A 21,290-nucleotide genomic window follows, 5' to 3' on the forward strand; every position below is an offset into this window, starting at 1 on the left:
CAATGATTTTATTATTACTTATGGGATGTGGTGATAGGACACAAAACTCCTCTAATGAATCTACTCCAGCTTCAGTGGCTGATGAAACCCAGTCCATTAAGGAAACAACTATCACATTAGTGGATCATTTAGGCAGGACTGTAGAATTGCCGACGCCTGCCCAACGGGTGGCTGGTACTCACAATCCCAGTATGAACATGATTGTGGTCTTAGATGGAAATGGATCACGATTTGCAGGCTTTGGAAATAAGGACATGGCTTATGGTTTGTATGATCTGGTTGCCCCAGAAATTAACGATGTAACGCAAATAGGTAAAGGCAAAAATATCAATATGGAGACGGTGATGACGGTTAAACCAGATCTTATAGTGATGCCGGTTCGTTTTAAGGATATGATTGATCAGTTTACTGAAATCGGTGTCCCATCTATTGCTCTGGATGTTGAAAAGTTTGACTCCATCAAGGATGCACTAACCCTAGTAGGGAAGGCAATTGGTCGAGATGAACGTGCAGCACAGTTGGTGACATTCTTTGATGAGAAGATCGGTGAAATCAGTGCAGTAGCAGAAAAGGCCACCGGGAAGCCGACGGTATTGATGCTATCAGGAAGCTCCAAAACATCGGTGAGTACAGATAAAATGCTGCAAAATCTTATGGTTGACACCGCTGGAGGTATCAATGTAACCGCTGGTTTTCAGGCAGAGGAACTATGGACGGAAGTGAATATTGAGCAGATTATTGCTTGGAATCCTGAAGTGATCTACATCCCTGCTTATGCTGACTATACGGTGGAAGATATCTTAAGCGATCCCCAATGGACTAATGTTTCAGCGGTACAAAACAAAAAGGTTTTTCAATTTCCATCTAAACTAGAACCATGGGATTATCCTGTTGCAGCCTCACTATTGGGCCTATGTTGGACATGCTATAACCTACATCCTGAACTCTATTCCTTTGAGGAATTGATGAAAGATGTAAATCAATTTTATCAACTTGTATACGGACAGACCTTTACTGCTGAGCAGCTTGGAATTTCAAAATAATGGAGAATGTACGGAATAAGCAGTATCATATACTTCTAGCAGGGCTGATGTGGGCTTTGCTTGATGGCATTGAGCCTAGGACGATACAGTATGAATCCCGTAGATGTTATACGAGTAGTGGTGGAAAAACTAACAAATTCGTCCCCCACTGATGCAGCAATGCATGATGTATTGTTTGTTATTCGTATTCCCCGTATAATCGCAGCCATACTGGTGGGTGGAGCTCTTTCTCTTTCAGGGGCGGTTTACCAAGGGGTTTTTAAAAATCTTTTGGTTTCTCCTGATCTACTAGGGGTATCCTCAGGGGCCTGCGTTGGAGCAGCAACATCAGTGGAAATTCCTCTGGGCATCCTTACAGGGTTGATTGGAGCACCATTTTATGCATGGCTACTATGGAAACAAAGGACGGGTGTAGGATGAATATTGCAGTACGGAACTTAGGGTTTTCCTATCCTAATGGAAAAGAGGTGTTTAGAGAACTGAATTTTGATATTACACAGGGACGGATTCTCTCGATTTTAGGACCAAATGGAGCAGGTAATTCTACGTTGCTTGGCTGTATAGCAGGACTTTATACACCCAAAACAGGTGATATACTCTTGGAGGGGAAAAGTTATCGCAGAATGTCACAACGAGAAATTGCTTGTGCAATTGGATTTGTACCGCAAAATATTATCCCCTCCTTCAACTACAGTGTACTGGATTATATTGTCACCGGCTGTGCACCCCATATGGGAGTGTTTCAGAAGCCAAAGGCAGCGGAATACGAGAGGGCATGGAAAGCAATCCAAGCAATGGGATTAGAACATATCGCAGAGCAATCTTTCATGAAAATCAGTGGTGGGGAACGTCAGCAGGTGGCAATTGCCCGGGTGATGGTACAAAAACCCTCCATCATCCTGTTGGATGAACCTACCTCCCATCTAGATTTTGGTAATCAGATGAAGGTGTTGGAGATGGTGCAGCGGCTGAGGGCTGAGGGATATGGTATAGTGATGACCACTCACAATCCTGATCATGTTCTTTTGCTTGATGATCAGGTAACGGTATTAGATCGAAATGGAAAGCTCACTTTTGGAATGAGTCAAGAGATCCTTGACGAAGCATTTTTATTTAATCTGTATGGTAGGAAATTGCGCTTGTTTCAAATTGATGAACTGGGACGCAGGGTATGTGTTCCACAGGGCATCAGCTAAAAGGGAGGAATTTTTATGTTGATAGAATCAGTTTTAAGGATAGCACAACCCTATTTGCAGGGTAGAAAAGTGCGAGATTTGGTGGTGGGTGTCTCTTTGATGGCAGTAGAATTGGACAATGGTGACATAGGCATATCTTATGTTCTTAGAGATGAATTGCAGGCAGGTTGTTCTATCTTTCCCTTTGGACAGCAGGTGATTGGAGAAGAGGCTGCTGATATTGCCCAATGGGTGGTGACAGGCGGCGACAGTCTGCAAAAGGCTATTGGGGTGGCGGTACTGGTGGCAGCGTCAAGACAGCAGAAGCTGGAGGATGCTGAAACACTGGATAGACCCTTTGGTGTTACTGTAAAGGATACGGATACGGTTGGTATGATTGGTTTTATACCACCTGTGGCTAAGATGATAGGTGCTCGGGCAAAGGAACTGTACGTTTTTGATAAAGGTATATCTCAGTGTGGTGGAAAAAAAGGCAGTGTGCTACCGATGAAGGAGCAGTCTCGCTTGCTTCCCACCTGCGATATTGTAGCCCTCAGTGGAACAACTATGATTAATGGTTCTATTGATGGAATCTTAAAAATGTGTGAACATGCACGGGAGATTATTATGATTGGTGCATCGACGCCAATGTTTCCTGCAGCCTTTGCAAATAGAAAAATTACAGTGATTGCAGGCTCATGGTGGGATAGCCAGCATAAGAATAGTATTTTCAAAAAGATTTCATTAGCTTGTGGCATTTCTGAGCTTAGTTCATATGCTATCAAAAAGTCTGTAAGAGTATCCCCATAGAATAAAACTTTTAATTTATCATGAAATGCTAAATTTTGTGCCCCAGTTGTTTTAAATATATGAACGTATACAGGGTTCAAAAATAGAGAAATCCTAAAAGCAAAGAAGGATTTCTCTATTTTGAAACCAGCATAATAAAAATCAATAGTTATACTACCAAGTAGCGATATTGGATGATAAAAATTTTGCGGATTAATTGTGACCATATGTTTCTTTAAAGGCTTCAAACTTTTCTTTCACAGAAGGATCACTGTGGAAAAATCTATTCAACAGATGAATATATTTGAGAACATCAACATTAACACCATGTTCTATCACTTCAGTATTGGCCAAGATACGGTCTTCTACCCCAAGAAGTTTTAAAAACTCCAGGATAATATTATGACGATGTAAAAGAAAATTCCCTATTTCCTTTCCTCGATCTGTTAAGTGAACCAGACCATATTTTTGATAATGTAATAACCCTAATCTGGCTAGCTTTTGTACCATTTTTGTGGCGGAGGAAACTTGGACATTTAATTGTTCAGCTAACACATTCATTCTTATATAACCATCCTTCATAGCATTACGATAAATCATTTCCATATAATCCTCCATGCTATGGGTCAACTGTTCTTTATCTCTCTTCAATAGCTCATATCCTCTAACAGTACGATACTTTTCTTTATTATTCATATGAAATCACACCTTTTTATTAAATATTTATATGTTTTTAACATTATATTCGTAACACTTTTCTTTTATTTTCATATATTGGAGGTAGGAATGTTTTTTTCCTACAACCAACTTTATTCTCATAGGAGGTTTGTATATGAAAGACCAATTGATTCCATTAAACTTATTACCAATAGGTGGATTTGCAAAGGTAAAGGAACTTATATCTGAGGGAAGTGCTAGAAGGCGGATGTTGGACTTAGGATTGATTAGCGATACAAGGGTAGAGTCTTTAAGAAGAAGTCCTTCCGGAGATCCTATCGCCTATGAAATTAGAGGGACTGTTATTGCTCTGCGATCGGAAGAAGCATCAAAGATTCTAGTGGAAGCAATTGAAAGATAAGTAGGAGGGAGCTATTGTGGGACTTACGCATCAATCAATGGGAAAAGGTGTTTTGGATGAAATGTTTAATGTACAACTAAATTCTCCTGACGAAGTGGTGGTTGCCTTAGCTGGCAACCCTAATACAGGAAAAAGTACAGTATTTAATAGCTTAACAGGGCTTAATCAACACACAGGAAATTGGCCAGGAAAAACCGTCACCAATGCACAAGGAAGGTATGGCCATAGGGATAAAAAGTTTGTATTAGTGGATTTGCCAGGAACCTATTCTTTGCTGGCAAATTCTGTAGAGGAAGAAGTGGCAAGGGATTTTATATGTTTTGGAAAGCCGCAGGCAACGGTTGTAGTGACAGATGCTACATCTTTAGAGAGAAATTTAATTTTAGTGTTACAGATCTTAGAGATAACAGATAAAGTAGTACTTTGTGTGAATCTCATGGATGAGGCCAAAAGGAAGGGAATAGAAGTAGATTTAAAAAAGTTATCTGAAGGCCTGGGTGTTCCGGTGGTGGGAACCAATGCTAGAGATGGTGTAGGATTAGAGGCGTTGAAGGATACGGTTTATCAAGTAGCTTTAGGAGAAGTTGCGTCAAGGACTACTAAGATACAGTATGGAAAAGAGATTGAGGAAATATTACAAAACGTTGAAAGCAAAGTTCAAGAAATGGTGGGAGGCAAATTGAATAGCCGATGGGTGGCCCTCCAACTTCTCAATGGAGATATTAGTATTTTACAATCAGTGAATACCTTTTTACAGGAAGATACATTAGATTCAGAGGGATTAGATAGGTGCGTAAAAGAACTGGCAGAATTCCTTAAAAAACAAAATATGAAACAGGAAGAAATTCAAGATAAAATTGTTATTGCTATTGTAAAAACTTCAGAAAAAATTCATAGAAGGGTTGTTCATGTAAAAAATGAAAAATACAATGAAATGGATAGAAAAATCGATAATATACTAACCTCTAGAATGTTTGGCATTCCTATTATGATCGCATTATTAGGGATGGTTTTTTGGGTGACAATACAAGGTGCCAACTATCCTTCAGAAGCTTTGGCAAGTCTATTTTTTACCATAGAGGAACATTTAAGCAATCTTCTTTTAGGTAGTGGTGTCCCTGGATGGGTTCATGGGGTTCTTGTTTTAGGAATTTATAGAACCTTAGCATGGGTTATATCTGTTATGTTACCTCCCATGGCAATTTTCTTTCCATTGTTTACTTTAATGGAAGACCTGGGTTATTTACCTCGGGTGGCATTTAATTTAGATAATTTTTTTAAAAAAGCTTGTGCACATGGTAAACAGGCGTTAACCATGTGTATGGGATTTGGGTGTAATGCGGCAGGTGTTATTGCCTGTAGAATTATTGATTCTCCTAGGGAAAGGCTAATCGCCATTATTACGAATAACTTTGTACCCTGTAATGGTAGGTTTCCAATTTTAATTTCCATGGCGGTTATTTTTATAGGTGGGGCTGCTGCTGGAATTACTCAATCTATTTTAGGCACCATTGCAGTACTAGGGGTAATTATTTTGGGTGTAGTGATTACTTTAATTGTATCGAAGATTCTATCTAAAACAATCTTAAAAGGTCTACCCTCTTCTTTTACATTAGAGTTGCCTCCCTATAGAAAGCCACAGGTAGGAAGAATTTTAGTTCGATCCATTTTAGATAGAACCTTGTTCGTATTAGGTAGAGCTGTGATGGTAGCGGCTCCTGCGGGGGTTGTTATTTGGATGATGGCAAATATCATGATTGGCGATGTAAGTATACTAGATCATTGTGCTACTTTTTTAGAGCCTTTTGGTCGCCTAATTGGCATGGATGGTTATATTATTATGGCTTTTATATTAGGTCTTCCTGCTAATGAAATTGTTATACCCATTATCGTCATGAGTTACTTATCCACTGGTGCTATGTTAGAACTTGATAGTTTAGAAGCCTTAAGAGAACTGCTTGTAAATAATGGTTGGACTTGGTTAACAGCGGTATGTGTTATGATTTTTACATTATTACATTTTCCCTGTGGTACTACACTACTGACCATAAGGAAGGAAACCCAAAGCAAAAAATGGACTTTTGCTTCCTTCGCCATACCAACTGCAACAGGCATAATCGTTTGCTTTGTTTTAGCGCAAACTGCTAGGTTGCTGGGATTCGTATAATAATTAACCTCCTCAAAATTTGAGGAGGTTAATTTTATGTGTAGGTTCCATGTAATATAAAGATTGGTTTTCATATAAAAGTGCATTAGAAGAAATGGTACGTATGGCATTGTCAAATAGACAATTTTGAAATTTTCGAAAAAATAGTATTGCAAATTTTAAGAAAAGCCTTTATAATTAACACAAAAGAACAATAAAATACATAAATGAACAACAATAAAACTTTTTATGTTAGTTTTAAACAAATGGGAGGTTTTAAGCAATGCTGCCTGCTGAAAGAAGAAAAATAATAACAGATTACTTAAAAGAGCATGGTAAGGTTGTGGTGGAGGATCTGGCGGAAGTACTAAAGGTGTCAACCATGACCATAAGAAGAGATTTACAGCTTTTAGAGGAGGAAGATCTCGTTACGAGAACCCATGGGGGAGCCGTATTAAAGGAGCAATTGATAAAAGAAGTGCCTTATAAGGATAAGGCAGCTATCAATATAAAGATAAAAAGAAAATTAGCTCTTTTTGCCGCTGGTTTAGTTCAGGAGGGATACACGGTGATCTTAGATGCTGGTACCACCAACATGGAAATAGCAAAACACTTGGTGAATAAGAAGGATGTCAAAGTTATTACCAACGATGTAATGATTGCAGCTTTTTTGTATCCTTATGAGAATATAGAGGTGTACTGTTGTGGTGGGCTTATTCAAAAAACTACAGGTGCTATTACTGGTTCCAATGCAAAGGATTTTTTTGAAGATGTGCTAACAGATGTTATTTTTATAGGGGCTAATGCTGTTGATTTGCGAAGTGGCATCACTACACCTACCTTAGATAAAGCAAAATTAAAGAGACAAATGCTTGAGGCAGCTGAAGAAAAAATTTTGGTGTGTGATAGTTCTAAGTTTGGAAAAAAAAGTTTTGCGAAAGTCTGTTCTCTAGAGGAATTAGACTTAATTATTACAGATACCGGCATTGCTTTAGAAACACTAGATATACTGAAGGAGAAAAATATTGCTGTTGAAAAGGTATAAACATAAGTAAACTGCAAATGGGGGAGTATAGATGTCTAAAATAATAGTAATAGCTGATGATTTGACAGGAGCCAATGCTACAGGGGTTCTGTTGGCAAGGAGAGGATTTAAGTCTGCTACTTATTTAAATTTAAAGAACTTTTCAGAAGAAAATAATTTTGATGCCATTTCTATAAGTACTGATAGTAGGGGTGTTGATAGAGCGTTAGCCTATAGAAGGGTAACAGAAGTATTAAAAGTCTTTAAGGATAAAAATATTAGGATGTTCAGTAAAAGAATTGATAGTACTTTAAGGGGAAATATAGGGGCAGAAATAGATGCAGTTCTGGATACCTTAGACAACGAAGAAATAGCTATTGTAGTAGCATCTTTCCCTTCTTCAGGGAGAATAGCAGTGGGAGGCTATTTAATGGTCAATGCTATTCCCTTAGAAAAAACAGATGTGGCAAAAGACCCCAAAACTCCTGTGGATACCTCTTGTATTATAGAGCTAATTAGTAAGCAAACAAAATATAAGGTTGGATTTATTCCCTTAAAAGAGGTCCTAAAAGGTATAGGGAGTTTAAAAGAGCGTATTCTACAAGAAAAGCAAAATGGCAAGAGAGTAGTGATCGTTGATGCTACTACAGATGAGGAAATAGAAATAATTGCTAGAGCTGTAGCTGCTGCGGAGCTACCAGCTGTTGCGGCAGATCCAGGACCTTTTACCGCTGCTTTAGCGAAAAACTTAGTAGGTCAATCCAGTGTAGTACCGGGGAAAAAGGTGATGTTTGCAGTAGGCAGTGTTACAAATAATACGAAGAGACAATTAGATGAATTGAAATTAAAATATACGCCATTAATTATAAAGGCAGATCCTGAAGCGCTCATTCATTCTGAAAAGATGGAGGAAGAGATTCATAGGGTAGCATCAACACTTCTATCTCGAATGAATCAGTATGAGGTGCTGGGGGTTACGACTAATGGTAGTAAAATATTGAATCTAAAAGAGATTAGCAGAAAGTTAAATATATCGGAAGATGACGTGAGTCAGAGAATTGCCGATGGCTTAGCAAAGATAACAGAAAATACAATGCGGTTAAGTAAAGGATTGATAGGTGCCTTATACACCAGTGGAGGAGATATTACAGTGGCAGTATGCAAGGAGCTGAAGTCCTCTGGCATAGAAGTAAAGGATGAAGTGTTGCCACTGGCGGCTTATGGAAGAATCATTGATGGCGCATATAACAATACACCTATTATAACCAAAGGAGGATTAGTAGGAGGCGATAGCGCTATGACTGATTGTATTGAATATCTACGTACGAAGGTATCGAATGAATATCATATAAACTTAGATTAATCCTTTGGTGTATCACTAAGACCTACACTTCTTAAAGTGAGAGATCGAGCGTTACATTCTCCAGATAAATTCAATTACAATTCAGTGGGGGTAAAAACTCCTCTAGATAAATAAACTAAGTGACTGCCACAAAAGTTAAAGTACAAACTTGCACTCTGTATAAGTGACTGACACAAAATCATAGATTTTGGTCATCTACTTATGAATGAAGTCTTATTTTATAAAGAAAGGGGTTATTAAATATGAAAGTACCAGTGATAGGCATACCAATGGGAGATCCTGCAGGAATAGGACCAGAAATTGTAGTAAAGGCATTGGCTGTAGAAGAAATTCATAAATTATGTAAGGTAGTGGTGATAGGAGATAAAGCTACATTGCTACAGGCAATGGATATTTGTAATGTCAATTTAGAAATAAAAGTGATCTCTCAAGTGGAAGAAGGAGATTACAAGGAAGGTATTTTAAATCTAATAGACTTACAAAATGTTGCTATAGAAAAGTTAAAGTTTGGAGAAGTGCAAGCCATGGCGGGAAAGGCAGCTTTTGATTATATTAAAAAATCTGTAGATTTAGCAAAAGCAGGAAATATAGATGTGCTTGCTACTACACCTATAAATAAAGAGGCTTTGAAGGCAGCAAAGATTGATTATATTGGTCATACTGAGATATTGGCGGATTTGACCAATACGAATGATCCACTGACTATGTTTGAAGTAGATCAACTTAGAGTATTTTTCCTATCTCGTCATGTATCTTTAAGAGAAGCCTGCGATTTAGTAAAAAAAGAAAGGGTTTTGGATTATATAGAAAGGTCTTATGCAGCACTAGAGCGATTAGGTATTGATGGAGCAAAGCTAGCTGTAGCTGGATTAAATCCCCATAGTGGAGAAAATGGCCTTTTTGGTAGAGAAGAGGTGGATGAAATTAATTTTGCTATTGAAGTAGCCCGTCAAAAAGGTATTGATGTAGTAGGACCGGTACCAGCTGACTCTGTATTTCATTTTGGCTTAAAGGGAAGCTTTGATGCAGTATTATCTCTATATCATGATCAGGGTCATATTGCTACAAAAATGGTGGATTTCGAAAGAACCATATCTTTGACAAATAATATGCCATTTTTAAGGACTTCTGTAGATCATGGAACCGCCTTTGATATAGCAGGTACAGGGAAAGCCAGCGCTGTTAGCATGATCGAAGCGATTAAAGTAGGGGCTAAATATGGACCATATTTTAAAAGGTAAACTTTTTCAGTTTGTACTAGGCATCAAATAAACAGCTATGGATTCTCTTCTAAAACTTTGGCATGATATCATGCTAAAGTTTTAGAAGATGACAAGGGAAAACGTTTTGTTTTAGGAGGTTGTAAAAGACATCTATGTTTTAGCGGTGAAGGAGGAAATTTATAATATATTATCAAGGGGGAGATAAAAAATGGAATTAGCAGTTTCAGGAGGTCAAATGGTTTTAGGATTAGTACTGGGTATCATTTTATTATTAACCTTAATTCTTAAAACAAAAGTGCACGCATTCTTAGCATTAATTATTTCGGCTTCTGTAACAGGTTTAGTTGGTGGCATGCCAGCGAATGGAGTTACTGGCTCCATTACAAGAGGTTTTGGTAACACTTTAGGTAGTATTGGTATTATTATAGGCTTTGGTGTTATGATGGGACAGTTATTTGAGGCATCAGGTGCTGCTGAAAGGATGGCAAGAACTTTTATTAAAGTTCTTGGAAAGAAGAGAGAAGAATTGGCAATGGCTATCACAGGATTTATCGTATCTATTCCAATTTTCTGTGACTCTGGATTTGTTATTTTATCACCTTTAGTAAAAGCAATTTCTAGAAGAACAAAAAAATCTGTTGTTTCTTTGGGGATCTCTTTAGCATTGGGTTTAGTGATCACTCACTCATTAGTACCTCCTACGCCAGGTCCAGTTGGTGTTGCTGGAATATTTGAAGTAAGTGTAGGTAGTTTATTGCTTTGGGGAATCATATTGGCGATTCCTATGACCTTAGCAGGTATGTTATACGGTAAGTGGATAGGAAAGCAAATTTATCAATTACCAGGAGAAGGAGACACATGGATTCGTCCAAATTACCAAGATCCCATTTATGAGGAAATAGCTGTAACCGAAGAAAAAGTACAATTACCATCTGCTTTTATGGCGTTTGCACCCATTTTGATACCTGTAATTCTGATTCTATTATCTAATTTATCAAGCTTATTAAGCTGGGGAGGTAATGTAGCCGGTATCATTGCTTTTGTAGGTTCTCCCGTAATCGCTGTAGGTATAGGATTATTGGTAGCTATTTTAGGTTTAACGAAGAACTTAACTCGACAAGAAACGATAGAGAAAATGGAACAGGGTATTCGTTCCGCTGGTATTATTATGTTAGTAACTGGAGGTGGTGGTGCTTTAGGTACTGTGTTAAGGGACAGCGGTGCTGGGGACTACTTAGCGCAGCTAATTGCTGCATCTCCGCTACCAGCTATACTGGTTCCTTTTATTGTAGCCTCTGCTGTACGTTTGATTCAAGGAAGTGGCACTGTTGCTATGATTACTGCTGCTTCTATTACAGCACCAATGCTTGCTAATCTACAGATAAACCCTGTATTTGCAGCATTAGCGGCTTGTGTAGGTTCTTTGATTTTTTCTTACTTTAATGATAGTTACTTCTGGGTTGTAAATCGTATGCTAGGTATTAAAGAGGTGAAGGAACAAATTAGAGTATGGTCTGTTACTACTACCATAGCATGGGGAGTAGGATTAGTTGGATTATTAATATTAAATGCTTTATTTGGTTAAGCTAGAGGAGTGAGATTAAAGAAGTGACATAAACAAAATAGAGAAAAAAGTTTTTTTCCTCTATTTTTTCATGTCTTTCATCCTTCCATGTATTGCTAAGATGTCCATTTCTTAAAGTGGGAGATTAAGCACTACATCCTCGAAGTAAATTTGGCTGCAATTCGATGGGGGTAAAAACGTCTACTGAATTGCAGCCAAATTTTATTTGAGCCTCTTAAAAATATTCTGCTAATTTGTACGCATCAATTTTGTAAACCAAGTACCTTTTTCTTGCTTTTCAATTTTGTGGACTTCATCAATCTCAATATGGTGTTTTTTACATAGAGTTAATACAACTTCTTTATCTTTACAAGAAAACTCAGCGGCTATACCACAGCTGGAACTAACCTGTCTTGGAACAGGCATGAGCTTTACAGGAATATTTTTTTCCTTTAAAACTTTTTCAGTATTTAGTGCATGATGGGTGTTGTGAAAGGTTAGTACACAGTAAAAATTCTTCAAATTTATCACCTATTTTCTTATATGTAAAGTATATTCCTCATTACCTTCTGATACGTCCACTTGAAAACCTTGGTTTTTAGCAAAGCGCTTAATATTTTCTACTGCCACCATACTATCCACTAAGACCCGTAGCGTTTCCTCGGTAAAGTTTTCAATAGCTTGTTTTGTCATGACAACAGGTTCTGGACAAGACCTGCCCCTTGCATCAACAATATTAGACATTTGTTCCAATACCTCCTTTTGTTTTCAATGATTCTCTTTGAAGTGTTACAGATTTTACAACGCCATAGCCGATAGCTAAAACTACTATAAGGCCGATAATAACAGCTACTTTACCATTGAAACCAACTCCCTGAGGACTTGCTGCTAAAGAAAAATTATGGGCAAAGGCGGCGCCTGCAATAAGACCTAAAATGGTTACTGCAGCATCTGTATCTCCTTCTCCAGCTAAAATAGATTGTCTTAAAGGACATCCTCCCAATAAAACAGCAGCAATTCCAGCTAAAGTCATACCAAGGAAGTTCCATAGATGATCGTTGTGGGCAATGGGTTGATCCTGAAAACCTATTTTAAAAGTATCAAAGTTAAAGATAAGGTTACCTAAAAGTGCAAATACAAATATACCGATAAGTCCCCACAAATAATGATAATCTCTAATTAATATAATATCTCGAATCCCTCCAGCTGTACAAAGACGTGTTCTTTGTAAAATAGCACCAACAATCAGTCCTGCTGCCAGTGCCAAAGTAATAGGTGCCGTCATAGATCCAGGCCCACTTTCACTAAAGAAAATAAAGGCTGGCGCCATCAAAAGAAAAATTAATAAAATAACAGAAAAAACCGGTAGGGTATAGCCGGAAATCGTGGCTTGCTTTGTACTCTTGCCCAGCGTAAAGCCTTGTTTTAAAAACTGAATCCCTATCCAAATACCAGCAACATAACCGAACAAACCTAATAATGCATTAAGGTCACCATTAGCAAGGCGTAAAATCATTCTTAAAGGGCAACCTAAGAAGACCAAGGCACCAATCATCAGGAAAAAACCCAGTATAAACCGCAGCAATGGTGTAGAACCACCCCTAGGTTTAAATTCTCCTTTAACCTGTGCCATACCAAAAGCCCCTAAAATAAAACCTGGGATTTCTGGTCTTAAATATTGTACTGCAGCGGCTCTATGCAATCCTAATCCTCCTGCGATGTCTCTAAAAAAACAGGCTACGCATATTCCCATGTTTACGGGATTTCCAAACTTCACCAATAAGGCTGCGAATAGGCCTACTAGGCCTCCAGATGCAATGATTTTGCTTTTACCTTCCCTCATATTTACACACCTCCATTGTTAATTTATTCCAACTATATTATATTAAAGTATAAGGGAAGTTAAAAATAAAAGTTTGTAATGTAGTTATCTGGAAAAATAGAAAAATTCTATAGAAGGAATTGTATCGTAATTTCTTTTGTATAGGGTGAATCCATCTGCTTTATACTATAATGAGGATATACTACTTTAGCATTAAAAATTCTTTAACATTAGGGGGAAGAGAAATGAAGAAATTAACGAAAGCCTTTTACCATCGACCTACCTTAGAGGTATCCAAGGATTTATTGGGAAAATTTTTAGTGCATCAGATAGGCGTAGATCGGTATGTCGGCAAGATTGTAGAGGTAGAGGCCTATATAGGAGAAATTGATAAGGCTTGTCATGCTTATAATAATAAAGTTACCAATAGAACAAAAGTATTATATGACCCTCCAGGTACTGCTTATGTTTATTTAATTTATGGCATGTATTATTGCTTCAATGTTGTCACAGAAGAGGCAGGCAAGGCGGCGGCTGTGCTGATTAGAGCTGTAGAACCGATAGAAGGTTTAGAGAAGATGGTGGAAAACAGATATAAAAAAAAGATAAATGAAATAACAAAAAAACAGCTTATTAATTTAACCAATGGTCCAGGTAAGCTTTGTATGGCGATGAATATAACAAAAAACAACAATGGGATGGATCTCTTTAATGATGAATTATATATAATAGAAGATAAAGAAACTTCCTCTTTTGATACAATGACTACTACAAGAATTAACATAGATTATGCAGAAGAGGCCATAGATTTTCCCTGGAGGTTTTATATAAAGGATAGCTCTTATGTATCAAAAAAATAGAAAAGCCCCTAGAATATAGTCAAAAGGTACTAAAAAAGTTCATCTTTATGATATCATTAGGATTTGTTATTCTGAAGATAAGTGAAGAATCTTGAAGATTCTTCACTATTACTCAGGATGACAAAAACACTTTTTTAGTAGGATTGAGTGGTCTTTAGGAACTTTGTAAATTATCTTTAATAATTTCATATACCTTAACGATTAAATCACTGGAAGTATCCTTAGAAGCATCATTGTAATAAATAGGAGGGGCAATGGTTAGTACTACTTTTGCTGCGGTAAGATTTCTATCGTTATTGGCTTCTAATATTTTATAAGTATTTTGAATCGCAATAGGAATAATAGGTACATTTGCTTTTTGAGCTGGTTTTAAGCTGCCGGGCTTAAAGGGACTAAGTTCGCTACTCTTACTTCTTGTTCCTTCTGGGAAGATCACCATAGACTGACCAGACTTAAGATTTTCAGTAGTTTGTTTAATCGCTGCCAGGGACTGACGTATATCATTGCGATCTATGAAAACTCCCTCAATACAATCCAACCATTTATTGATGATAGGCCAACTTTTTAACTCAATTTTTGCTAAAAAACCCAGGGATTTTGGTAAATAAAGCAGCAAAACAGGTATATCAAAATAACCTTGATGGTTACTTACAAATAATACGGGTCCTTCTTTGGGGATGTTTTCCAAACCTTTTACCTCTACAGTACTTCCGGTGGCACCTATCAATATTTCACACCAGCGTTTACCAACTCTATCTGTTAAATTTCTTTTTTCCTGAATACGACCTTCTTTTTGTAATTTTTTTACTTTTGGAATAACAAAAATGGTAACATAAATAGCATAGAATAAGAAATGAATTACGCCTAAAAATTTTCTCATAGGGGACATTTCCTCCTGTTCAATAGATAATTACTGCGATGTAAATATATTACCATAAAGTAGAATAGTTTAAAAGGAAACTTTTAGGTTTATTACAAACTAGTGCAAAGTAGCGTCCCCGTGGGGTAGCGTGGAGACTATATTAACTATATTAAAGGAGTGAATGAAAAATGCGTAAGTTTAAAGTGGCAGTTTGTCAGATGCTTGTTACAGAAAACAAGGAAGAAAACTTGATCAAAGCTGAAGAAATGATTCGAGAGGCAAAATCTCAAGAGGCAAAAATCGTCGTATTGCCAGAGATATTTAATTGTCCCTATAATAGTCAGTCAATGCTCGAAATGGCAGAGACTTATCCGGGAGAAACCACCAGTAGGTTGTCTAATCTAGCAAAGGAACTGTCATTATATATTATAGGAGGGTCAATAGCAGAAAAATCTAAGAATAAAGTTTACAATACATCCTTTATCTTTGGACCTCAGGGGGAACTTTTGGGCAGGCATAGGAAAATGCATTTATTCGATATCGATATTAAAGGGAAAATTACCTTTAAGGAATCTGATGTATTTGAAGCAGGGGATGAGGTAACGGTAGTAGATACAGGGTTTTGCAAAATAGGTGTAGCTATATGTTTTGATATGAGATTTCCAGAATTGATGAGGTTAATGGTCTTGAAAGGGGCAGAGGTTATTATCGTACCAGCGGCCTTTAATACTACTACGGGGCCTGCCCATTGGCATGAAACCATTAAGGTGAGGGCTGTAGATAATCAAGTATATTTTGTGGCGGCATCTCCTGCCCGCAACCTACAATCCAGTTATCATGCCTATGGATTCTCTACGATTATGAATCCTTTTGGAGAAGTAGTGGGTGCTGCCGAAGAAGGAGAAACCATAGTTTATGGTGAGATTGATTTAAATTATGTAGAAAAGGTGAGACAGGAGCTTCCTTTATTGAAGAATAGAAGAAAGGACTTATATACATTAACAGAAGTATAAAAAAACAGGATGTTTTTAGCAACCTATAATTTTGAAAATATTGGAACATGTCCACAGTTGCAGTTTTTAAAGGGGTCTCCCCTTTTCCAAAACTTACAACCCTTGAAACCATATACACCCCTTTTGATTTATGCTAAAATTTTTGGGAGTCTAGCAGAAAGGTTGGTGTATATGAAGATACAATCGAACAAGTGGTGGATTGGTATAATGTCCATCACACTTATCGTTGTAGTGATTGCTTCAGTACAAATAGCAAATGCACCTAATACAGAGATAAAAGGTAGTGCTACTGAGGTAGAGGAGTACTTAGAAGAGGAAGCGGAAGAATGGGTTTATGAGAGTGCTACAGAGGAAGAAACAGAAGAAGATGTAAAGACAAATGATTTTTTAACAGGGAAAGTTAAAAAAGATTTGCAAACAGCCGCATCTAGTATCACATCAGAAGAAGTTGTAACTGTTGAAGCGTCAAGAAGTACTAGCAATACGGTTGATATGTCTCCTATTACTTCAGACAGGTATACTGTAAAAAGTGGAGATACGTTATTTTTAGTTGCTCAAAGGGCAAATCTTTCTTTACAGGAGTTAAAGTCAATGAACAACATAAGTACTGATACAATTTATGTTGGACAAGTACTTGAAACAAAAAAAATTACTCAGTCAGTAAATGTTGCACAAGCGTCATCTAATACAGTGGTTACGAGAGGTTCTCAAAGGGATGATGATATTTATTGGTTAAGTAGAATTATTCATGCCGAAGCTCAAGGTGAGCCTTATCAAGGGAAGGTAGCAGTAGGAAATGTTGTATTAAACAGAGTTCGAAGTGGAAATTTTCCTAACAGTATTTATGGGGTTATTTTCGACAGACAAGATGGTTATGTGCAGTTTTCCCCAGTGATTGATGGTACTATCCATAATACCCCTGATAGAGATAGTATTCAGGCAGCAACAGATGCACTTAATGGGGTAAGGCCTGTAGGAGAAGCTTTGTATTTCTTAAATCCAAGAAAAGCAACAAATTTTTGGATTGTTGCCAACAGAAGATTTATGAAAACCATTGGAGATCATGATTTTTACTATTGATAGAACCCCACTTAAAAAGAGCAGGAGAAAAATTTCTCTTGCTCTTTTTTAAAAACTGCTTCTTTTAAATAAAAGAGATTGATGAATAAGCAAAACATTTTAAAAAACATAGAAAATTTTGAAAAATAGATAAAAAAGAGGGAATTTCCAAATACAGTTGACAGTATCCTGTAAAGTATGTTACACTACCTACAATATGAAAAAAAGACTTTTTTATAGGATTTATAGTAATTAAATATACAATTAATAAGTAGAGGTGCATTGAAGAAGAGTATATAGCAGGTGTTAAGAGGGAAACCCTCAATATTGCTATAGAAAGGCTGACGTGCCGAAGTCGTTAAATGGTTTTCAATTTAACGGTTGGGGGTTTAGTGAATAACTAAACAACTGTCATGGAAATACTAATCCATGGGGCGCTATTTGTTAATTGCAACAATATTATAGAGGATGTAATCGCAATTTATTTTTTGATGAATATTTTTTGTGGGTTGCTGCTATATCTATATTTTGTCGCATTAACAACTCCTAGGATTAACCTAGGAGATTTTTAATATACTTTTATGAAGGTCAAATCTAACTTAATAATCAAATTATGGAAGGGGAATAAATATGGGTCTATCTATTGGTGTAGTAGGAGCAACGGGAGCGGTCGGACGTAAAATGATTGAAATTTTAAAGGAAAGAAATTTGCCTGTTGATTCTTTAAGAGCTTTTGCATCTCAAAGGTCAGCTGGAGAGAAGCTAGATTTTAAAGGCCAGGAAATTACAGTAGAGCTTCTAACAGAAGAGGTTATGAAGGATAAATTTGATTATCTATTGTTTTCAGCAGGTGGTGGGGTATCAGAGAAGTATGCACCAATTGCAGCTGCAGCGGGAAATATTGTTATAGATAACTCTTCACAATGGAGAATGACCGAAGGTATTCCTTTGGTAGTGCCAGAAGTAAACCCCCACACGTTAAAGGGTTACAAGGGCATTATAGCAAACCCTAATTGTTCAACAATACAAATGATGGTGGCTTTAGCACCGTTGCATAGACGATATGGTATTAAAAAAATTGTTGTAGCTACTTACCAAGCTGTATCTGGAAGTGGGCATAAAGCTATTGTAGAATTAGAAAGTCAATTGAAGGATGAAGCTTATCCTAATCAAGTTTACCCAAAAAGAATTGCTGGTAACTGTATCCCTCATATTGATGTATTTAATGAAAATGGATTCACAAAAGAAGAATTAAAAATGGTGTACGAGACACAAAAAATACTAGAAGATAATACTATAGTAGTAAACGCTACTACTGTTAGAATTCCTGTAGTTTATGGACATAGTGAGTCTATCTATTTAGAATTCAAAGAGGCGCCTCAAGTAGCAGAAGTAAAGCAAATTTTAGAAAATGCACCAGGGGTTGTTGTAGTAGATGCTCCAGAAACCAACGGATATCCTACACCATTAGAAATAGCTAACACAGATGATACTTATGTAGGAAGAATAAGGAAAGATTTGTTTGATCCAACTGCATTATCTCTTTGGGTGGTAGCAGACAATTTAAGAAAAGGAGCTGCTACCAACGCTGTTCAAATTATAGAGGTAATGGAAGGTATGAAATAAGAACACATTTCCTATAAAATAAATGAGGAGGAAAAAATATGTTTAAAGGCGCAGGTGTTGCCATTATTACCCCTTTCAAAGATGACCAGATTGACCTACCAGCTTTTGAAAGACTTATTGACTTTCAAATACAAAACGATATACAGGCCTTAATTGTATTAGGTACTACTGGGGAAGCATCAACACAAACATGGGAAGAAAGGGAGACCGTAATAAAAGCTGCCGTAGCAAAAACAAATAAAAAAGTTCCTGTGATTGTTGGAACAGGTTCTAATAACACAGAAGTAGCTATCAAATATACAAAGCAGGCAGAAGCTTTAGGAGCTGACGGTGTTTTAGTGGTAACTCCTTATTACAACAAGTGTACACAAAAAGGTTTGATACAGCATTATACAGAAATCGCAAGAGCAACATCTCTGCCAGTAATTCTTTATAATGTTCCTTCGAGAACTGGTGTAAATATTGAGCCACAAACAGTGGTGGAACTTGCTAAAGTACAAAATATTATTGGCGTAAAGGAAGCCAGTGCAAATATGGGTCAGATACTTGAAATTAAAAGATTAGTACCAGAAAGTTTTAAAATTTGGTCTGGTAATGATGATAATATCCTACCGATCTATTCCTGTGGTGGTGATGGGGTAATTTCTGTATTGGCCAATGTTGTACCAAAGGAAACCCAAGCTATGTGCAAAGCTTTTGAAGAGGGAAATATAAAAGAAGCCATTAGACTTCAAGTTTATTATAAAAAACTAATCAACCTGTTGTTTGTAGAGGTAAATCCAATTCCTACGAAGGCAGCTTTAAGCGCAATGGGGTATGCTGAAAATCAACTAAGACTTCCCTTAACTCCTATGGAGGAAGAAAACATGAAGAAATTAGTGGAGGAAATGAAGTATCTACAAATCATATAGGGGAAGGGAGGGGTTTTATGAATTTATTAATAGCTGGTATTAGCGGAATAATGGGACAGAAGATTTATAAATTAGCAACGGAGGACAATTACTGGAGTAAAGTAGAGGGTGTAGATGAAAAAAATCCCTTTGATACAGTTCAGGAAGTGCCAAGTGTAGTCATTGACTTTTCTCATCCAACTGCACTGCAGGGAGTTTTAAAATATTGTGTAGATAATAAGGTGCCTTTAGTTATTGGGACTACTGGATTTGAAGCTGAAGAACAGCAACTCATTGAGAAGGCTTCAAAAACCATCCCTATCTTACAGGCAACCAATATGTCTTTAGGCATGAACATCATGTTTTCTTTAGTAGAGCAGGTAGCATCTATTTTAAAGGATAAGGTTGATATTGAAGTGGTAGAAGCCCATCATAATAGAAAGAAGGATGCACCGTCAGGCAGTGCTACCACCATTATAGAATCTATAGAAAAAGGGTTAGGAGAAACAAGAAAACATGTCCATGGTAGAGAAGGTCAGTGTCCTCGGGAGAAAGGGGAAATTGGCGTTCATGCTATCCGTGGAGGAAACATTGTAGGGTTACATGAAGCAAGTTTTATCCACGATTTAGAGACTATAAAAATTACCCATGAAGCTTATGATCGTTCAGTATTTGCACAAGGAGCGCTAGAGGCTGCTAAGTTTTTAATTGGTAAGGAAAATAGGATTTATAATATGAAGGATGTTTTAGGTCTAAAATAATAGCAAGAAAACTTAGGCTGCCTTTCAAAAGAAGGCAGCTTGGTATTATAGATATACATCTTTAAATTAGAATTTTAATATACACAGTCTGCGATTTTGTCTTGGCTAAAAAGCGTAGTCAAGGACTGAAAATGCAGCTTTTAGTATTAGTATATTAAAATCCATAGGCGTAGGACTATAGATATCTGTAGAGAATATAATAAAACCTGATGATTTATGGAAACATAAGAAAAAATGCAATACAAAAAACGACTACTAGGAGGAAGATAGAACATGGATGCAAGAGAAATTATACAATACATTAAGGACAGCGAGAAAAAAACACCAGTAAAGGTATACCTGAAGGGTCAGTTGGGTCAAATAGAATGGAGTAAGTGGGAAGTAAAGGACTTTATTCAAGGAGACAGCGGTGTAATCTTTGGAGAGTGGAAAAATGTTTCTGTATTACTGAAAGAAAATGAAGATAAGATTGTAGATTATGTATTAGAAAATGATAGAAGAAACTCAGGGGTTCCATTATTGGATATGAAGGACATTCCAGCAAGAATTGAGCCAGGAGTTACGATTCGTGAAAAAGTAGAAATTCATAAAAATGCTGTTATTATGATGGGTGCTGTTATTAATATAGGTGCAATTATTGGTGAAGGCACGATGATCGATATGAATGTAGTTGTTGGCGGCAGAGGAATCATTGGGAAAAATTGTCACATAGGAGCAGGGGCTGTTGTGGCAGGTGTGGTGGAACCACCTTCAGCAAAGCCTGTTGTTATTGAAGATGATGTAGTTGTAGGAGCAAATGCAGTTATATTAGAAGGCGTAAAAATAGGCAAAGGTTCTGTGGTTGCAGCAGGAGCTGTTGTAACAGCAGATGTGCCAGAAAATGTAGTAGTGGCAGGAACACCTGCTAAAATTATTAAAGAAATTGACGATAAAACAAAATCTAAAACAGAGATTGTACAAGAACTTCGAGATTTGATGGGGGCGTAATAAAA

At 37.0% G+C, this 21,290-nt stretch carries 22 protein-coding genes and 1 riboswitch; of the genes, 17 read left to right on the forward strand and 5 right to left on the reverse strand.

What is annotated here, in order from left to right:
- Positions 1-2: 2 nt before the first annotated feature.
- The 4 genes from BJL90_RS10420 (at position 3) to BJL90_RS10435 (ending at position 3,028) form a co-directional block, all read left to right on the forward strand.
- On the forward strand, positions 3-1,043 hold the full coding sequence (locus BJL90_RS10420) for an ABC transporter substrate-binding protein (RefSeq protein WP_070967527.1): 1,041 nt from the start codon (positions 3-5) through the stop codon (positions 1,041-1,043).
- Between the two features lie 63 nt (positions 1,044-1,106).
- A complete protein-coding gene (locus tag BJL90_RS10425) occupies positions 1,107-1,463 on the forward strand; it encodes an iron chelate uptake ABC transporter family permease subunit (RefSeq protein ID WP_081561951.1) in 357 nt (118 codons plus the stop codon).
- The gene (locus tag BJL90_RS10430) at positions 1,436-2,239 is read left to right on the forward strand and encodes an ABC transporter ATP-binding protein (RefSeq protein ID WP_236904894.1); all 804 of its coding nucleotides are present in this window, start codon (positions 1,436-1,438) and stop codon (positions 2,237-2,239) included. The genes BJL90_RS10425 and BJL90_RS10430 overlap by 28 nt, the downstream gene beginning before the upstream one ends.
- Positions 2,240-2,254: 15 nt before the next feature.
- On the forward strand, positions 2,255-3,028 hold the full coding sequence (locus BJL90_RS10435; protein WP_070967537.1) for a Rossmann-like domain-containing protein: 774 nt from the start codon (positions 2,255-2,257) through the stop codon (positions 3,026-3,028).
- 192 nt (positions 3,029-3,220) lie between these two features.
- On the opposite strand, the gene BJL90_RS10440 is transcribed toward BJL90_RS10435, so the two are convergent.
- Positions 3,221-3,703: an iron dependent repressor, metal binding and dimerization domain protein gene (locus tag BJL90_RS10440; protein ID WP_070967540.1), complete on the reverse strand. Its 483-nt coding sequence runs from the start codon at positions 3,701-3,703 to the stop codon at positions 3,221-3,223.
- Between the two features lie 136 nt (positions 3,704-3,839).
- Between BJL90_RS10440 and BJL90_RS10445 the strand changes: the two genes are divergently transcribed.
- The 6 genes from BJL90_RS10445 (at position 3,840) to BJL90_RS10470 (ending at position 11,426) form a co-directional block, all read left to right on the forward strand.
- Complete coding sequence (locus BJL90_RS10445) at positions 3,840-4,085, forward strand: FeoA family protein (RefSeq protein ID WP_070967543.1); 246 nt, start codon at positions 3,840-3,842, stop codon at positions 4,083-4,085.
- Positions 4,086-4,101: 16 nt separating this feature from the next.
- Positions 4,102-6,252, forward strand: coding sequence for a ferrous iron transport protein B (feoB, locus tag BJL90_RS10450; protein WP_070967546.1), 2,151 nt, complete (start codon positions 4,102-4,104; stop codon positions 6,250-6,252).
- 262 nt (positions 6,253-6,514) lie between these two features.
- Positions 6,515-7,276 (forward strand): DeoR/GlpR family DNA-binding transcription regulator, encoded by a 762-nt coding sequence (locus BJL90_RS10455; RefSeq protein WP_070967549.1) that lies wholly within the window; start codon positions 6,515-6,517, stop codon positions 7,274-7,276.
- Between the two features lie 31 nt (positions 7,277-7,307).
- Positions 7,308-8,618 carry a four-carbon acid sugar kinase family protein gene (locus BJL90_RS10460; RefSeq protein WP_070967552.1) on the forward strand — a complete coding sequence of 437 codons (1,311 nt, stop codon included), beginning with the start codon at positions 7,308-7,310 and terminating at the stop codon, positions 8,616-8,618.
- Positions 8,619-8,860: 242 nt separating this feature from the next.
- A complete protein-coding gene (gene pdxA, locus BJL90_RS10465) occupies positions 8,861-9,859 on the forward strand; it encodes a 4-hydroxythreonine-4-phosphate dehydrogenase PdxA (protein WP_070967555.1) in 999 nt (332 codons plus the stop codon).
- Between the two features lie 190 nt (positions 9,860-10,049).
- Positions 10,050-11,426, forward strand: a complete 1,377-nt coding sequence (locus BJL90_RS10470; protein ID WP_070967558.1) for a GntP family permease — start codon at positions 10,050-10,052, stop codon at positions 11,424-11,426.
- A gap of 228 nt (positions 11,427-11,654) precedes the next feature.
- On the opposite strand, the gene BJL90_RS10475 is transcribed toward BJL90_RS10470, so the two are convergent.
- From BJL90_RS10475 to yedE, 3 genes are read right to left on the reverse strand one after another with little or no spacing between them, the layout of a single operon-like run.
- Positions 11,655-11,936, reverse strand: coding sequence for a putative Se/S carrier protein (locus BJL90_RS10475; protein WP_081561952.1), 282 nt, complete (start codon positions 11,934-11,936; stop codon positions 11,655-11,657).
- Complete coding sequence (locus BJL90_RS10480) at positions 11,937-12,149, reverse strand: sulfurtransferase TusA family protein (RefSeq protein WP_070967564.1); 213 nt, start codon at positions 12,147-12,149, stop codon at positions 11,937-11,939.
- Complete coding sequence (gene yedE, locus BJL90_RS10485; RefSeq protein ID WP_070967567.1) at positions 12,142-13,248, reverse strand: YedE family putative selenium transporter; 1,107 nt, start codon at positions 13,246-13,248, stop codon at positions 12,142-12,144. Before yedE ends, BJL90_RS10480 begins: the two co-directional genes overlap by 8 nt.
- Before the next feature lie 224 nt (positions 13,249-13,472).
- Here yedE and BJL90_RS10490 point away from each other — a divergent pair, with 224 nt between their 5' ends.
- Entirely contained in the window at positions 13,473-14,087 is a 615-nt protein-coding gene (locus BJL90_RS10490) for a DNA-3-methyladenine glycosylase (protein ID WP_070967570.1), read from the forward strand.
- Between the two features lie 154 nt (positions 14,088-14,241).
- Here the strand turns inward: BJL90_RS10490 and BJL90_RS10495 are convergent, their stop codons facing one another.
- Positions 14,242-14,967: a lysophospholipid acyltransferase family protein gene (locus BJL90_RS10495; protein ID WP_070967573.1), complete on the reverse strand. Its 726-nt coding sequence runs from the start codon at positions 14,965-14,967 to the stop codon at positions 14,242-14,244.
- Positions 14,968-15,137: 170 nt separating this feature from the next.
- Here BJL90_RS10495 and BJL90_RS10500 point away from each other — a divergent pair, with 170 nt between their 5' ends.
- From BJL90_RS10500 to dapD, 6 genes are all read left to right on the forward strand, one after another.
- On the forward strand, positions 15,138-15,962 hold the full coding sequence (locus tag BJL90_RS10500; protein ID WP_070967575.1) for a carbon-nitrogen hydrolase family protein: 825 nt from the start codon (positions 15,138-15,140) through the stop codon (positions 15,960-15,962).
- Positions 15,963-16,133: 171 nt separating this feature from the next.
- Entirely contained in the window at positions 16,134-17,042 is a 909-nt protein-coding gene (locus BJL90_RS22550) for a cell wall hydrolase (RefSeq protein ID WP_205684235.1), read from the forward strand.
- A 243-nt stretch (positions 17,043-17,285) separates the two neighbouring features.
- Positions 17,286-17,469, forward strand: a riboswitch (Lysine riboswitch).
- Positions 17,470-17,651: 182 nt separating this feature from the next.
- A complete protein-coding gene (locus tag BJL90_RS10510) occupies positions 17,652-18,647 on the forward strand; it encodes an aspartate-semialdehyde dehydrogenase (protein WP_070967582.1) in 996 nt (331 codons plus the stop codon).
- 38 nt (positions 18,648-18,685) lie between these two features.
- Complete coding sequence (gene dapA / locus BJL90_RS10515; RefSeq protein WP_070967584.1) at positions 18,686-19,558, forward strand: 4-hydroxy-tetrahydrodipicolinate synthase; 873 nt, start codon at positions 18,686-18,688, stop codon at positions 19,556-19,558.
- A gap of 17 nt (positions 19,559-19,575) precedes the next feature.
- Positions 19,576-20,298, forward strand: a complete 723-nt coding sequence (dapB, locus tag BJL90_RS10520) for a 4-hydroxy-tetrahydrodipicolinate reductase (RefSeq protein WP_070967587.1) — start codon at positions 19,576-19,578, stop codon at positions 20,296-20,298.
- Between the two features lie 273 nt (positions 20,299-20,571).
- A complete protein-coding gene (gene dapD / locus BJL90_RS10525; protein ID WP_070967590.1) occupies positions 20,572-21,285 on the forward strand; it encodes a 2,3,4,5-tetrahydropyridine-2,6-dicarboxylate N-acetyltransferase in 714 nt (237 codons plus the stop codon).
- Positions 21,286-21,290: the final 5 nt, after the last annotated feature.

It is taken from the genome of Clostridium formicaceticum, assembly GCF_001854185.1.
GTDB lineage: Bacteria > Bacillota > Clostridia > Peptostreptococcales > Natronincolaceae > Andreesenella > Andreesenella formicacetica.

Bases quoted from the DNA above. Each gene is read 5' to 3' on its own strand.
- pdxA (WP_070967555.1), top strand. From the start codon at position 8,861: ATGAAAGTACCAGTGATAGGCATACCAATGGGAGATCCTGCAGGAATA.
- BJL90_RS10455 (WP_070967549.1), top strand. From the start codon at position 6,515: ATGCTGCCTGCTGAAAGAAGAAAAATAATAACAGATTACTTAAAAGAG.
- BJL90_RS10425 (WP_081561951.1), top strand. From the start codon at position 1,107: ATGGCATTGAGCCTAGGACGATACAGTATGAATCCCGTAGATGTTATA.
- BJL90_RS10460 (WP_070967552.1), top strand. From the start codon at position 7,308: ATGTCTAAAATAATAGTAATAGCTGATGATTTGACAGGAGCCAATGCT.
- BJL90_RS10480 (WP_070967564.1), bottom strand. From the start codon at position 12,149: ATGTCTAATATTGTTGATGCAAGGGGCAGGTCTTGTCCAGAACCTGTT.
- BJL90_RS10430 (WP_236904894.1), top strand. From the start codon at position 1,436: ATGGAAACAAAGGACGGGTGTAGGATGAATATTGCAGTACGGAACTTA.
- dapD (WP_070967590.1), top strand. From the start codon at position 20,572: ATGGATGCAAGAGAAATTATACAATACATTAAGGACAGCGAGAAAAAA.
- BJL90_RS10500 (WP_070967575.1), top strand. From the start codon at position 15,138: ATGCGTAAGTTTAAAGTGGCAGTTTGTCAGATGCTTGTTACAGAAAAC.
- BJL90_RS10510 (WP_070967582.1), top strand. From the start codon at position 17,652: ATGGGTCTATCTATTGGTGTAGTAGGAGCAACGGGAGCGGTCGGACGT.
- yedE (WP_070967567.1), bottom strand. From the start codon at position 13,248: ATGAGGGAAGGTAAAAGCAAAATCATTGCATCTGGAGGCCTAGTAGGC.
- BJL90_RS10435 (WP_070967537.1), top strand. From the start codon at position 2,255: ATGTTGATAGAATCAGTTTTAAGGATAGCACAACCCTATTTGCAGGGT.
- BJL90_RS10470 (WP_070967558.1), top strand. From the start codon at position 10,050: ATGGAATTAGCAGTTTCAGGAGGTCAAATGGTTTTAGGATTAGTACTG.
- BJL90_RS10495 (WP_070967573.1), bottom strand. From the start codon at position 14,967: ATGAGAAAATTTTTAGGCGTAATTCATTTCTTATTCTATGCTATTTAT.
- BJL90_RS10490 (WP_070967570.1), top strand. From the start codon at position 13,473: ATGAAGAAATTAACGAAAGCCTTTTACCATCGACCTACCTTAGAGGTA.
- BJL90_RS22550 (WP_205684235.1), top strand. From the start codon at position 16,134: ATGAAGATACAATCGAACAAGTGGTGGATTGGTATAATGTCCATCACA.
- dapB (WP_070967587.1), top strand. From the start codon at position 19,576: ATGAATTTATTAATAGCTGGTATTAGCGGAATAATGGGACAGAAGATT.
- BJL90_RS10420 (WP_070967527.1), top strand. From the start codon at position 3: ATGATTTTATTATTACTTATGGGATGTGGTGATAGGACACAAAACTCC.
- dapA (WP_070967584.1), top strand. From the start codon at position 18,686: ATGTTTAAAGGCGCAGGTGTTGCCATTATTACCCCTTTCAAAGATGAC.
- BJL90_RS10440 (WP_070967540.1), bottom strand. From the start codon at position 3,703: ATGAATAATAAAGAAAAGTATCGTACTGTTAGAGGATATGAGCTATTG.
- BJL90_RS10445 (WP_070967543.1), top strand. From the start codon at position 3,840: ATGAAAGACCAATTGATTCCATTAAACTTATTACCAATAGGTGGATTT.